Raw genomic sequence first — 13418 nt, forward strand, 5'->3', positions numbered from 1 at the left:
GGGGTATTACTGGAAGAGCAGTGCCGACAGCACGAAATTGAACATCAGCACCAGCAGCGAGGCGTTGACCACCGCGCGGGTGGTCGCCACCGAGGTGCCTTCGATGGTCGGCTCGGCGTGGAAGCCGACGTAGGCCGCCACCAGCGCCGCGGTGCCGCCGAAGATCGCCGACTTGAGCAGGGCCACGGCGAAGTCATCCCAGAAGTCGACGCTGCCACGCAGCCCCGACCAGAACGTGCCGTTGTCCTGGCCCAGCACATGCACCGCCTCGAAGTAGCCACCGGTGATGGCCAGCGAGCAGAACACGCCGGTCAGCAGCGGCACGGTCAGCACCGCCGCCCAGAAGCGCGGCGCCACCGCCTTGGCGACCGGGTCGATGGCCATCAGCTCCAGCGCCTTGATCTGGTCGGTGGCACGCATCAGGCCCAGTTCGGCGGCGATCGAGCTGCCGGCGCGGCCGATGAACAGCAGCGCGGTCAGCACCGGTGCCAGTTCGCGGTACAGCGACAGGCCCAGCAGCGTGGACAGCGCGTCGGAGGCACCGAAGGTGGTCAGCGTGCGGTAGCCCTGCAGGGTCAGCACCAGGCCGACGAAGGCGCCACCAACGGCAATGATCGGCAGCGAACGCGCACCGATCTTGTAGATCTCGCGGGTCAGCTCGGCCAGGAAGTCGCGGGTCGGCAGCGAGCCGCGCAGCACCGTCAGCGAGAACAGGCCGGCGCGGCCGAGCGAGCGGATGGAGGAGGCGAAGGGCATCAGAGAGCGACTCCTGAAGTGTTGGAGGTGCAGAAGCCGCTGTTGTCCTCCTCCCGCTTGCCGGGGGAGGTGCCCGAAGGGCGGAGGGGGGCCGTCTTGCGCGCAGAAGCGCCCTCTCCCCAACCCTCTCCCGCCATGCGGGTGAGGGGGCAGGAATCACGCATTTCGTGCATCGGCACCATCACGCGTTCTCCAGCCCGTAGTTGCGCGCCGGCGCATCGAACGGGATCGGGCCGTCCGGCTGGCCGTGCAGGAACTGGCGCACCAGCGGGTCCTGGCTGGCCTGCAGTTCGTCCGGCGTACCGGAGAACACGATGCCGCCGTTGGCGATCACCACCGCCTGGTCGCTGATCGGCAGGGTCTCGTGGACGTGGTGGCTGACGATGATGCTGGTCAGGCCGAGGCTGTCGTTGAGGCGCTGGATCAGGCTCATGATCACGCCCGAGGCGATCGGGTCCAGCCCGGTCAGCGGCTCGTCGTAGATCATCAGCGGCGGGTCCAGTGCCAACGCGCGGGCCAGCGCCACGCGCCGTGCCATGCCGCCGGACAACTCACGCGGCCAGGCATCGGCAGCGGCCAGCAGGCCCACTGCGTGCAGCTTCATCTGCACCAGTCGGCGCAGCACCGGTTCCGGCAGCCGGGTATGCGCGCGCAGCGGCAGCGCTACGTTCTCGGCCACGCTCAGGTCGGTCAGCAGGCCGTTGCCCTGCAGCAGCACGCCGACGTTCTTGCGCATCTCCAGCAGGGCGCGGTTGCCGTGCGGGATGTCCTGGCCGAACAGCTGCACGTTGCCACTTACCGGACGCAGCTCGCCGGTCAGCGCCGCCAGCATCGTCGACTTGCCGCTGCCCGACGGACCCAGCACCGCGGTGATGCTGCCGCGCGGCACCTGCAGCGAGACGTCGCGCAGGATCGTGCGCCCGCCGCGGTCGATGCGTACGTTGGACAACTGCACCAAGGGTGGCGGGTTCGAGGGCATGGTGGCCTTTAACGGAAAAACAACGTTGTAGGATTATCAGACGCGGCTGAACAAAAGCGAACTGGTCCGTGCAGTATTGTCGCATCTGCCGGGCGAACCATGGGTGATGAGCAGTCCCGGGAGCAGCAACACAGTGTCCGCCGGTTGGCCCAATCCGTACGGGGTCGCCGGGCCGCGCGGCAAGTGGAACTGCCCTGTTGCCAGCCCCGCGCGTTGTCATGCCAGTGATCCCGGGCCAACCTCGCCGCCCCTGATCATCCCGCCGCATCCCTGCACTAAGGTCCGCCGCTGATTTCCCTGAAGGATCGGCCAGGGAGGCCGAGCGGCGATGTCACGGATGCTCATCGTGGTTGGCGATGCCCTGCAGCGCGGAGGCGCGGTGCTGTCCGGCTCGCCGCACACCGATATCGACGGCCGCGCGGTGGCGCGAGTCGGCGACAAGGTCCTGTGCACCCGGCATGGCGCCGGCGCCATCGTGACCGGTGACCCCACGCTCCTGATCGACGGGCAGGCCGTCGCACGGAATGGGGACAAGGCCAGCTGTGGGTGCGTACTGCTGGCCGGGAAGCAGCCATTGGTGCATGTCAATCATGGCGGCTATGTCGGGAGTGCTGTCGTTGCAACAGCGCCGAAACGGGCCAGTAATGTGATTGCGTCGTCACCGAGCCCCGTAGCGCCTTCTGATGCTCCCACCGAGGAGGCGTCGGATCCGGGCTGTTGGGTCCAGGACCACGACGTGCGGATCAGTGGTGATATTGATGGCCGCTACTACGAGGCCTATGCCAGTACGGGTGAAAGACACAACTATTCCTTCCCCGTCAGCTACCGGATCGAGGTGCCACTGAAGACACAGGCCGATATCGTGGTCTCCATCGAGGTGAAAGTGGTGCCGATGCCAGGTATCACGGCGGCTGAAGTGGCGAGCGTCAAACAGCGTATGGCCGAAGGGATCTCGCGCTACTGGAACGGAAAGCTCGTGTTGGGGATCAGGGATCCTGAGTGCGGCAGCCGGAAACGTCCGATCCGCTACGAGGTCCGTTGGGTGGATGGGGGTGGCGACTACATGTTGTTCATTCACCGCAGATATGAACGCGAGCAGGTGAGCTACCCGGATATTGATGTTTCCGTCAGTACCACCGTATGGACCTTTGCGCATGAGTTTGCGCATTGCATCGGTCTTCCAGATGAGTATTCGTACAATGATCCGGACGAAGAAACCGTCCGTTACATAAAGCCAGACGGTAGCTTCGACCCTGAAACGCTTGTGGCCAAGCCAGATTCGCGGGAATTATCGGATCCAGATGCAACGATCATGAACGCGGAGGATTGCAACGCAATCAAGCCACGCCATGCCTGGAACATTGCACGCGAGGTACAGGAACTACTGCGCCATGAGATCGGCAGGGAAATAATATGCACCGTAGAGTGACCCAGCTATTCACCACGATGTTGATTGCCGTAGTTCCGGCCGTAGCGCAGAACAAGGAGCCTGACCCAATGATCGAACTGCATGCACGCTGCGTGGATGATGCACATTGCCGCTTCCACGAAGGGGTAACGCTGAACATTGAGTTGGAGCTACGCAACGGCGGTTCCGAGCCTGTGAGCCTGCCGTTGGAGTACATCCGCCAGCGGGGGCCATCGGTGAGGGTCCATGACAACCACACGCAAAGAACCACGTCGCTGCGAACCACGCTCGCTGCAGCGGCATTGCGCGAACAGTTGCAGGTATTGGCCCCGGGCCAATCCATCCGCTTCTCGATTCCGGTAAAGCCCCAGGACATCAGTCGATTCGCGTTGCGCCCCGTCGATGTTTCCCTGGAATTCTCCATCAATCTGACGCCCGGCTTGAGCGGAGAGGACGCAGACATGGTGAGCAGCCGGCTGCGGGTAGTCGGGGCAGTGGGTTCCAGCTGATGGGATCGGGGATCGGGTGCTGCCGGCGCGTCGATCAACATAATGTTGGCGGGCAGTAGTTCGGCTACGGCAAGATGGCGCGATGACCGCCGTACCCGATTTCCGCCTCTATCACTCCAATGCCCTGGACGTGCTGGCCTCGCTGCTGGCCCATGCCCTGCGCGAACCTGCGCCCGGGCAGCCGCTGCTGGCCGCCGACACGGTGCTGATCCCGCAGGTGGCGATGCGGCGTTGGCTGCAGTCCACGCTGGCGGCCGAGTACGGCATCGCCGCCAACCTGGAGTTCCTCACGCCCGGCGAGTTCGTGGCGCGCGCGCTCAACGCCAACGTCAGTGGTGAAGCCGACGACCTCGGCGCCAGTGGCCTGCATTGGCGGCTGTACGCGGCGTTGACCGATCCGGCGCTGATGGCCCGGCCGCCGATGGCCGCGCTGCGCGCCTACCTGGACCGCGACGACCCGCTGCGGCCGTGGGCGTTGGCCGGCGAGCTGGGCGGGGTATTCGAGAAATACCAGGCCTGGCGCCGCGACTGGCTGCTGGACTGGGAGCAGGGCGGCGAGCCCAACGATCCCCAGGCCATCCTGTGGCGGACCATCGCCGGGGGCCGCCAGTACCGCGCGCGTCGCATCGATGACTACCTGCGCCGCTTCGACGGTGACGGCAAGCCGTTGCCGCAGGGCCTGCCCGGGCGGTTGTTCGCCTTCGCCACGCTCAATGTGTCGCCGGACGTGCTGCGGGTGATCGCCACCCAGGCGCGGGTCGGCACGTTGCACTTCTACATGCCCACGCCGACCCGCTCGTACTGGGGTGACCTGCAGACGCTGGGCGAGAAGCTGCGCAGCGGCGAGGCCGATCCGTTCGGCGCGCAGGCCGGCGAGAACCCGCTGCTGCAGGCCTGGGGCGCGGCTGGCCGCGACTTCATGGCGGTGCTGGGCAGTTACGAGGTGGTGCACCCCTCCGGCGAGATCGCCGCCTACGTCGACCCGGAAAGCGAGGCCGGCCCCGGGCTGGATGCCGGTGGGTTGGGCGACAGCCTGCTGCACCGCCTGCAGGCCGACCTGTACCACCGCCGCGCGCTGCCCGAACCGCCGCTGCGCGAGCGCCTGCGCGTGGACGACCCCAGCATCCAGGTGCATGCCTGCCACACCCGCCTGCGCGAGATGCAGGTGCTGCACGACCAGTTGCGCGCGCTGCTGGAGGACCCGCGCTTCGACCCGCCGCTGCAGCCGCGCGAGATCGCGGTGCTGGCGCCGGACATCGACCCCTACGTGCCGTACCTGGAATCGGTGTTCGGTGGCCGCGGCGGCAGCGACGAACACATCCCGTGGGCGCTGGCCGATGCCAGCCCGCTGCAGGGCGAGCCGCTGGCCGAGGTGTTCGTGCAGTTGCTGGGCCTGCCGGTGTCGCGCTTCGGCCTCAATGAAATCCTCGACCTGCTGGCCAGCGCGCCGTTGGCCGCCGCCGCCGAGCTGGACGCGGCCGCCTTCGAACGCCTGCACGCCTGGCTGCAGGCCGCCGGTGCCCGCTGGGGCCTGGACGCTGCGCATCGCGCGGACCCGCACCAGGCCCCGCGCGACGATGCCTATACCTGGCAGTTCGCGCTGGATCGCCTGCTGCTCGGCCATGCCAGCGGCAGCGACGAGGACATCGGCGGCGTCGCGCCGTGGCCGGAACTGGAAGGCGGTGCGTTGGCCGCGCTGGATGCGCTGATCCGCCTGCTGCGGGTGCTGGCCCGCTACCAGAAGACGCTGGCCGATGCGCTGACCCCGGCGCAATGGCGCGAACGCCTGCTCGGCCTGCTGCAGGCGCTGCTGCCCGAGCCCCCGGCCGAGCCGTCCACCCAGCGCGCGTTGGACCGCCTGCGCAAGCTGGTCAGCGAATTCGCCGAGGACGCGGACACGGCCGGCTTCGCCGCCAGCGTGCCGGCCGAGGTGGTGCGCGCGCACTTCGCCGCGGTGCTGTCCGAGGCCGATACCCGCGCCCCGCTGCTGACCGGCGGCATCAGCTTTGGCCGCATGGTGCCAATGCGCCTGCTGCCGTTCCGGGTGATCTGCGTGCTGGGCCTGAACGACGGCGACTTCCCGCGTCGCGACCCGGCCGCAGGCCTGAGCCGGCTCACCGCTGAGCTGGGCACCACGCGCCGCCGCCATGGCGACCGCTCGCTGCGCGAGGACGACCGCTTCCTGTTCCTGCAGCTGTTCGCCTCCGCGCAGGAGGTGTTCTACCTGAGCTACCTGGGCGCCGATGCGCGCGATGGCAGCGTGCGCGAGCCCTCGGTGCTGGTCAGCGAACTGATCGACGCGGCGGCCGCCTACCACCAGGACCCGGCTGCGGTGCGCCGGCAGCTGGTGGTACGCCACCCGCTGCAGCCGTTCGCGCCGACCGCGTTTGGTGGCGAGGAGCCGCGCCGCTTCAGCTACCGCCAGCAATGGCACCCGGCCGCCGGTGCGGTCGGTGGCAACCGCCGTGCGCTGGCGCCGTGGTTCACCGGCCTGCATGCCGCGCCGTTGCCGGCCGCGCTGGAGGACGATGCCTTGTCGCTGGACAGCCTGCGCCGCTTCCTGTCCGACCCGGCCGGGCAGTTCCTCGGCCAGCGGCTGGGCCTGCGCCTGGCCGGCGAGATCGACCACAGCGAAGACACCGAGCCGCTGGTCGTCCCCGGCGGTGGCCGCGAGCATTCGGCCCTGCAGCAGCAGGTGTTGACCGCCTTGTTGGAAGGCCGCGAACAGGGGCTGTACCAGCGCCTGCGTGCGCGCGCGCTGTTGCCGTCCGGTGCGCTGGGCCAACAGCAGTTCAAGCGCGTGCTCGGCCGGGTCCGGCCCAGCGCCGAAGCCTTCGCGGCCTGGTACGACGGCCAGCCGTTGCGCTCGGAACTGTACGAAGTAGAGATCGATGGCCTGCGCCTGCATGGGCGGGTCAACCAGATTCATCCACAGGGGCTGGTGCGCCTGCATGCCGGTGCGCCTGGGGTGGCCTACGTGCTGCGTGGGGGGCTGGACTGGTTGCTGGCCAATGCCGCCGGTGCCGGCCTGCCGCTGCTGCAGTTCCACGACGGCGGGCAGGACGGGCACGGCCCGCACGCCCTGCCGGCGCCTTCGCCGGAAGCAGCACAAAACGCCTTGAAAGCCTTGCTGCAGCTACGTTCCGACGGTCTGCAGGCGCCGCTGCTGTTTGCCCCGTACACCGGTTGGGAGATCTACAACGCCGCTGCCGAAAACCGCGAAAAGTCTGCACACGCGCGCTGGTACGGCGGCGACTACAGCTGGGGCGAACGCGACGGCGAAGCGCTGCGGCTGGCCCTGCGCGGCAGCGATCCGTTCGCCGCCGAAGACACTACTCACAGATTTATCCACAACAGCCTGTTGATATTTTCGGCCCTGCGCGAGGGCCGGGTACGGGCCGAACCAGGCCCGGCCGGGCGCACTGGAGGTGCGGCATGAACACCGCCGTACACGACCCCTACCTGGACCTGCCGCTGGACGGGCTGCGCCTGATCGAAGCCAGCGCCGGCACCGGCAAGACCTTCACCCTGGCCACGCTGTTCACCCGCCTGGTGGTCGAGCGCGGCCTGCGCATGGGCCAGATCCTGGCGGTGACCTTCACCGATGCCGCCACCCAGGAGCTGCGCAAGCGCATCCGTGAGCGCCTGGACCTGGCTGCGCGCCTGGTCGGGGTGGCGCCGGACGCCAGCGACACCCCGGAAACCGCGCTGACCCACGCCGTCCTGCAACGTCACCTGGACCAGGGCGGCGAGAGCGCGGCCCAGCTGGGACGGCGCCTGCGCGCGGCCGCCGAGGAAACCGACCTGGCGGCGATCTTCACCATCCACAGCTTCTGCACCCGCGTGCTCGGCGAATACGCGCTGGAAAGCGGGCACACCTTCGCCGCGCCGGAACTGCTGGCCAACACCCGCGAACTGCATGCCGAACTGGCCGCCGACCTGTGGCGCCTGCATGCCGGCCAGGGTGAGCGGTTGGAGGCCCTGCTGGGCCTGTGGAAAAGTCCCGATGCGCTGGCCGCCGACCTGGACAAGCTGGCCGGCGAGCTGCCGCTGCTGCCCGAGGTGCCGGACAGCCTGGTCGAGGACGCCCGCCCATTGCGCGATGCCGCCGTGCAGCGCCTGGCCGCCGGCCTGATCGAACACGGACCGACCTACCTGCAGCAGCTGCGTGAGGCAATGGACGGCGGCGTACTCAACAAGGCCAGCTACAAGCCGGACTGGGTCAACACGGTGTTCCTGCAGCTGGAGCAGTGGAGCCGCCATCCCGACCCGGAGGTTGAACTCGACGAACGGCTGGAGCGGCTCACGCTGGAGGCGCTCACCGCCAAGACCAACAAGGCCAAGGCCGGCAGCACGCCGGTGTCGCCGTTGCAGCCGCTGCTTGCCGACTACCTGCAGGCAATGGCGCAGGTCACCCGCTGGCAGCGCCAGCAGTCGATCGCGTTGCTGCACCAGCTGCGCGACGAAGCCCGCCAGCGCTTGCGCACGTTCAAGCAGCAACGCCGGCTGCAGACCTACGACGACCTGATCGACAACGTCGCCCATGCCCTGCAGGGCGAACACGGCGCGGTGCTGGCCGCGCGCCTGCGCGCGCAGTACCGCTTCGCGCTGGTGGACGAATTCCAGGACACCGACCCGCGCCAGTGGGACATCTTCCGCAGCGTGTTCGCGCCGGGCGATGGCAGCGAGGCCGCGTTGTTCCTGATCGGCGACCCCAAGCAGGCCATCTACGGATTCCGCGGCGGCGACGTGCACACCTACCTGCAGGCCAAGGCATTGGCCGAGGCGGCACCGGCGCTGGACCGCAACTTCCGTTCGCGCCCCGGCGTGCTGCGTGCCATCCAGGCGCTGTACGACAACGCCGGCAGTACCGCCTTCCTCGATGAGCGCATCCAGTTCGAACCGGTGCTGCCGGGCAGCAAGCGCAACGATGCCGACTACCTCATCGATGGTGTGCCGGCACCGGCACTGACCGTGTGCGTGATCCAGGGCGATGCCGACGGCAAGCCGCTCAAGGCCGACGATGCCCGCGAGGCCGCCACGCTGGCCTGCGTCGGTGATATCCACAGGGTATTGCGTGCGTCGCGCGAGGGCCGCGCGCAGGTGGATGGCGCGCCGGTGCAGCCCGGCGACATCGCCGTGCTGGTGCGGTCGCACAAGGAGGCCGCGCGCATCCAGCAGGCCCTGGCGGCGGTGGGCATCCCGGCGGTGGCGGCAGGCAAGCAGAGCCTGTTCTCCAGCGCCGAGGCGCACGAGGTGCGGCTGCTGTTGCTGGCCTTGCTGCAACCGGCCGACGAAGGCCGGCTGCGCGCCGCGCTGTCCACCGTGCTGCTGGGCGAGGATGCCGCCGCGATCGCGGCGATGGAGCACGAGGGTGATCGCCAACGCGCGCACCAGGAACGCCTGCTGCAGTGGCGCGAGCGCTGGCAGCGCGGTGGCGTGCTGGCATTGCTGTCCGACCTTGCCGCCGAGCAGGCCGAACGCCTGCTGGCGCTGGTCGATGGCGAGCGCCGCCTGACCAACTACCTGCAGCTGGGCGAACAGCTGCAGGAAGCCAGCAACCGCAGCATCGGCCTGCATGGCCTGCTCGACTGGCTGCAGACGCGCATGGCGCACGCCGATGAAAGCGACGAGACCCAGCTGCTGCGGCTGGAATCGGACGCGCGCCGGGTGCAGATCATCACCCTGCACAAGAGCAAGGGCCTGGAGTACCCGCTGGTCTACCTGCCGTTCGTCGGCATCGCGACCAACGCGCCGGATACGTCCAACCACCGCACCGTGCACGACGGTGCGCAGCGCGTGCTGCATTGGAAGATCGACAAGGACGACCCGCAGTGGAAAGCCGTCGGCCAGCAGGTCAGCGCCGAGGAGGAAGCCGAAACCGCGCGCCTGCTGTACGTCGGCCTGACCCGCGCCGAGCATGCCCTGTGGATAACCGGGGGTGCACTGACCGGCCTGGCGTCCTCGCGGCTGGGCCCGATGCTGCAGGACATGGCCGAGCTGGCCGCGCACGCGGATATCCACATCGTTGATGGTGGCCCGCACAGCCTGCCGCCGCGCCTGCCCGCCGAGCGCGAGCAGGCGTTGCCGCCGGTGCGCGCGGTGCAGCGCGTGGTGCCGCACGACTGGTGGGTGTACAGCTTCACCCAGCTGGCCCATGCCGACGGCGGGCAGGACACCTCCGCCGCGGCCACCGAGGAAAAGGGCGGCGCCTCCGACGAACCGGCGCAGGTGGACGTGGAAGCCGAACCGGCCGTGGTCGACACGCCGGCCGAGGTATTCGACCCCCGCTTTGCCGGCAGCCGTTTCGGCAACGTGCTGCATGCCGCGCTGGAGAACGTCGACTTCGCTGCCTGGGGTCCCTGGCAGGCCGGGGAGGCTGCGCCGGACGGGCAGGGCGCCATCATCGCCAAGGCCCTGCGCGAGGACGGCTATGTGGAGGAAGACATCGCTGACGGCGTCAGCCTGCTGACCGGCCTGATCGGCCAGACCCTGACCGTGACCTTGCCCGAGGGCGGCGCGCTGCATTCGCTGGCCATGGGTACGTACAGCGCCGAGATCGAATTCCACTTCGCCATGCAGGCCACCACCGTGCCGGCCCTGTTGCGGGTGCTGCATGTACACGGCGTGGTGCGTGACCGCCACGGCTTTGGCCTGCGCCGCCAGCTGGAAGGGCTGATGACCGGCAAGATCGACCTGACCTACGTCCGCGACGGACGCTGGTACGTGCTGGACTACAAATCCAACCGGTTGCCGGACTACGCGCCGTCGCAGCTGGAAGCGGCCATGCAACACAGCGAGTACGACCTGCAGGCGCTGATCTACACCGTGGCCCTGCACCGTTGGCTGCGGTTCCGCCTCGGTGCCGGCTACGACTACGCGCGCGACTTCGGTGGCATCCGCTACCTGTTCTGCCGCGGCCTGGACGCCCGCCGCACGCCGTCGCCGGGGTTGTACGCGCACCGTTTCGCGCCGGAACTGGTGCATGCGGTGGATGAACTGTTTGCCGGTGGCCGCGAAGGCCATGCGGCCCTGTTGGCGCGCCTGGAGGGCGAGGCATGAGCCTGCTCAAGGCCTTGAACAACGCCGGTGCCCTGCGCGCGCTGGACCACGCACTGGCGCAGAGCCTGCGCCGGCTGGACCCGGACACACCGGACGCCGTGCTGGCCGCCGCCGCGCTGGCATCGCTGGCGGTATCGCAGGGCCATGCCGGCTTCGATCCACGCCAGCCGCAGCGGCTGGTCGACGTGGGCGTGGAGTGGCCGGACCCGGCGCAATGGAGCGCACAGCTGGCGGCCTCGCCATGGATCGTGTCGGCGACCGATGCGCGCGAGGCCAGCGCGCAGTCGCTGCTGGTCTGGGAGAACGGCCTGCTGTACCTGCGGCGTTACCGCGAGTACGAGCGGCGCCTGGCGCTGGGACTGCAACGGATCGGTGGCGTGCGCCCGCCCTTGGCGGCGCTGGGCGGTGTGGCGGCGCTGTTCACGCGGTTGTTCCCGGGCGAGGTGCTGCCGTTGGTGGCAACGCAGGGGGATTTGTTTGGGATGCCCTCACCCCAGCCCTCTCCCGCAGGCGGGAGAGGGGGCCAAGCGCAGCACGTTGAGCGTCAGTCCTCCCTTCTCCCGCAAGCGGGAGAAGGTGCCCGAAGGGCGGATGAGGGCAACAAACCCCTCGCTGGCAACCTCCAGGCCCGCGCCGCCGCCGTCGCCCTGCGTCACAACCTGCTGCTGGTCACCGGCGGCCCGGGCACCGGCAAGACCACCACCATCACCCGCCTGCTGGTGCTGCTGGCCGCGCAGGCCCGGGCCGAGGGCAAACCGGCGCCGCGCGTAGCCCTGGCTGCCCCGACCGGCCGCGCCGCCGAACGCATGGCCGAAAGCCTGCGCAACGCCCTGCAGGTGTTGCCCGGTGCCGGTGTCGATGCCGCCTTGTGCGAGCAGTTGCCGACCACCGGCACCACCCTGCATCGCCTGCTCGGCGTGATTCCCGATTCGCCGCGTTTCCGCCACCACGCCGACAACCCGCTGCCCTACGACGTGGTGGTGGTCGACGAGGCCTCGATGATCGACCTGCCGCTGATGACCAAGCTGGTCGAAGCGGTGGCCGACGGCACCCGGCTGGTACTGCTGGGTGATCCCGACCAGCTGCCGTCGGTGGAAGCCGGCGACGTGCTCAGCGCCATCCTGCGCGCTGCCGGCGACGGCCAGCGCATCGCCGCGGCCGATGCGCAAGCGCTGCAGCCACTGCTCGGCAGCCTGCCCACCGAGGCCATCGAAACCACCCCGAGCGCCTTTGCCGGTGCCCGCGTGCAGCTGCAACGCGGCTACCGCCAGAGCGACGCCCTGCAGCTGGCACCGCTGGCCACCGCGATGCGCGAGGGCGATGCCGCACAGGCGCTGGCGCTGCTGCGCGGGAAGACCCTGGCCGGCGTGCACTTCCATGAAGGTGAAGTCGATCCGCTGGCGGCGTGGCGGGGTCCGCTGCAGCAGTACTGGGAGTCCCTGGCCACCGCCAGCAGCCCGGCCGAGGCCCTGGCCCTGACCGGCCGCCTGCGCCTGCTCACCGCAGTGCGCGAAGGCCCGCAGGGCGCGCGTGGCCTCAATGTCCGCATCGAGGAACGCCTGGCCGGCGCGTCCCGCCGCGGCAGTGCCGGGCCCGGCTACTTCCACGGGCGGATGTTGATCATCACCGAGAACAGCTATCGCCACCGCCTGTTCAACGGCGACGTCGGCATCTGCCTGAGCGATGGCGGCAGCCGTGGCACCACGGCCTGGTTCCCCGGCGACGATCCGTCCTCGCCGCGTGCCTTCCACCCGGCCGCCTTGCCGGCGCATGAAAGTGCGTTCGCGATGACCGTGCACAAGGCGCAGGGCTCGGAGTTCGACCAGGTCTGGTTGCAGCTGCCACGCCGCGACAACCGCGTGCTCAGCCGCGAGCTGCTGTACACCGGCATCACCCGTGCCCGGCATGGGCTGCACCTGTCCGGCAGCGCCGAGGTGATCGAGGCGGCCCTGGCCCGGCATGCCAGCCGCTGGTCGGGCCTGGCGGAGCGGTTGCTGGGCGGAGCTGCTCCAGCGTGATCGACCCGGCCGCATGAACCGCCCCCTCCCTGGCGCCGAAGGCGCAGGGGAGGGGTAAGCTCCCGGCAAATCATCCCACCCATCAAGGACTGCAGAATGAAGAACACATGGACGTGGGCACTCGCCCTGGCCCTGGCCGGCTGCAACGCCCCGCCGGCAGACAGCCCGAAAGTGGCCACCGCGCCCGCTGCGGCCACCGTCACGACCGCCGACCTCGACCAGGCCCGCGCCTTCCTGGCCCACGTCTACGCCACGTACTACCCGGACGTACCGCTGGAGGACGTGCTGCCCGACGACCAGGTCTACGCCCCGGCGCTGCTGGCGGCGATGGAGGCCAACAGCCAGGCCAATGACGGCGAGGTCGGCTACCTCGACGCCGACCCGCTGTGCCAATGCCAGGACACCGCGCAGGACCTGCGCCAGCTGGCCTTCACCCTCACCCCGCTGGACGGCGACCGGCTGCGTGCCACCGCCCATCTGGCCGATCCGGTCGCACCGCTGGCGCTGGACCTCACCCTCAGCCGTTCGCAGGGCCAGTGGCGCATCGCCGATATCGCCAGCCCGGCCGAACCCAGCCTGCTGAAGGCGCTGGAGCGGGATACCGAAACGGCCCGGCAGCGGCCCTGAGGGCGGCTGAACCTGAACGCAGGCCATGAACAGGGAGGCCCCGGCCACCGTGAACCCGC

The 13418-nt window shown here is 69.4% G+C and carries 8 protein-coding genes; 6 read left to right on the forward strand and 2 right to left on the reverse strand.

What is annotated here, in order from left to right; all coding sequences use genetic code 11:
• Positions 1 to 6 precede the first annotated feature (6 nt).
• Positions 7 to 756, reverse strand: a complete 750-nt coding sequence (locus AC06FE_RS16120; protein WP_192287207.1) for an MlaE family lipid ABC transporter permease subunit — start codon at positions 754 to 756, stop codon at positions 7 to 9.
• A gap of 181 nt (positions 757 to 937) precedes the next feature.
• Positions 938 to 1735: an ABC transporter ATP-binding protein gene (locus AC06FE_RS16125; protein WP_132864084.1), complete on the reverse strand. Its 798-nt coding sequence runs from the start codon at positions 1733 to 1735 to the stop codon at positions 938 to 940.
• A gap of 328 nt (positions 1736 to 2063) precedes the next feature.
• Between AC06FE_RS16125 and AC06FE_RS16130 the strand changes: the two genes are divergently transcribed.
• The 6 genes from AC06FE_RS16130 to AC06FE_RS16155 all read left to right on the forward strand — a co-directional run bounded on the left by AC06FE_RS16130 (position 2064) and on the right by AC06FE_RS16155 (position 13359).
• Positions 2064 to 3164, forward strand: coding sequence for a PAAR domain-containing protein (locus AC06FE_RS16130; protein WP_478073613.1), 1101 nt, complete (start codon positions 2064 to 2066; stop codon positions 3162 to 3164).
• Between the two features lie 68 nt (positions 3165 to 3232).
• On the forward strand, positions 3233 to 3652 hold the full coding sequence (locus tag AC06FE_RS16135) for a hypothetical protein (RefSeq protein ID WP_478073614.1): 420 nt from the start codon (positions 3233 to 3235) through the stop codon (positions 3650 to 3652).
• A gap of 82 nt (positions 3653 to 3734) precedes the next feature.
• Positions 3735 to 7091, forward strand: coding sequence for an exodeoxyribonuclease V subunit gamma (gene recC / locus AC06FE_RS16140; RefSeq protein ID WP_478073615.1), 3357 nt, complete (start codon positions 3735 to 3737; stop codon positions 7089 to 7091).
• The gene (gene recB, locus AC06FE_RS16145) at positions 7088 to 10714 is read left to right on the forward strand and encodes an exodeoxyribonuclease V subunit beta (protein WP_478073616.1); all 3627 of its coding nucleotides are present in this window, start codon (positions 7088 to 7090) and stop codon (positions 10712 to 10714) included. The genes recC and recB overlap by 4 nt, the downstream gene beginning before the upstream one ends.
• Complete coding sequence (gene recD / locus AC06FE_RS16150; protein ID WP_478073617.1) at positions 10711 to 12732, forward strand: exodeoxyribonuclease V subunit alpha; 2022 nt, start codon at positions 10711 to 10713, stop codon at positions 12730 to 12732. The genes recB and recD overlap by 4 nt, the downstream gene beginning before the upstream one ends.
• 96 nt (positions 12733 to 12828) lie before the next feature.
• Positions 12829 to 13359 (forward strand): DUF3828 domain-containing protein, encoded by a 531-nt coding sequence (locus AC06FE_RS16155; protein ID WP_478073618.1) that lies wholly within the window; start codon positions 12829 to 12831, stop codon positions 13357 to 13359.
• Positions 13360 to 13418 lie beyond the last annotated feature (59 nt).

This window comes from Stenotrophomonas sp. Steno-C18, from assembly GCF_056393195.1.

What these genes read in the sequence shown, in the direction of transcription:
- AC06FE_RS16120 (WP_192287207.1), bottom strand. Translation starts at nt 756, where the DNA reads ATGCCCTTCGCCTCCTCCATCCGCTCGCTCGGCCGCGCCGGCCTGTTC.
- AC06FE_RS16125 (WP_132864084.1), bottom strand. Translation starts at nt 1,735, where the DNA reads ATGCCCTCGAACCCGCCACCCTTGGTGCAGTTGTCCAACGTACGCATC.
- AC06FE_RS16130 (WP_478073613.1), top strand. Translation starts at nt 2,064, where the DNA reads ATGTCACGGATGCTCATCGTGGTTGGCGATGCCCTGCAGCGCGGAGGC.
- AC06FE_RS16135 (WP_478073614.1), top strand. Translation starts at nt 3,233, where the DNA reads ATGATCGAACTGCATGCACGCTGCGTGGATGATGCACATTGCCGCTTC.
- recC (WP_478073615.1), top strand. Translation starts at nt 3,735, where the DNA reads ATGACCGCCGTACCCGATTTCCGCCTCTATCACTCCAATGCCCTGGAC.
- recB (WP_478073616.1), top strand. Translation starts at nt 7,088, where the DNA reads ATGAACACCGCCGTACACGACCCCTACCTGGACCTGCCGCTGGACGGG.
- recD (WP_478073617.1), top strand. Translation starts at nt 10,711, where the DNA reads ATGAGCCTGCTCAAGGCCTTGAACAACGCCGGTGCCCTGCGCGCGCTG.
- AC06FE_RS16155 (WP_478073618.1), top strand. Translation starts at nt 12,829, where the DNA reads ATGAAGAACACATGGACGTGGGCACTCGCCCTGGCCCTGGCCGGCTGC.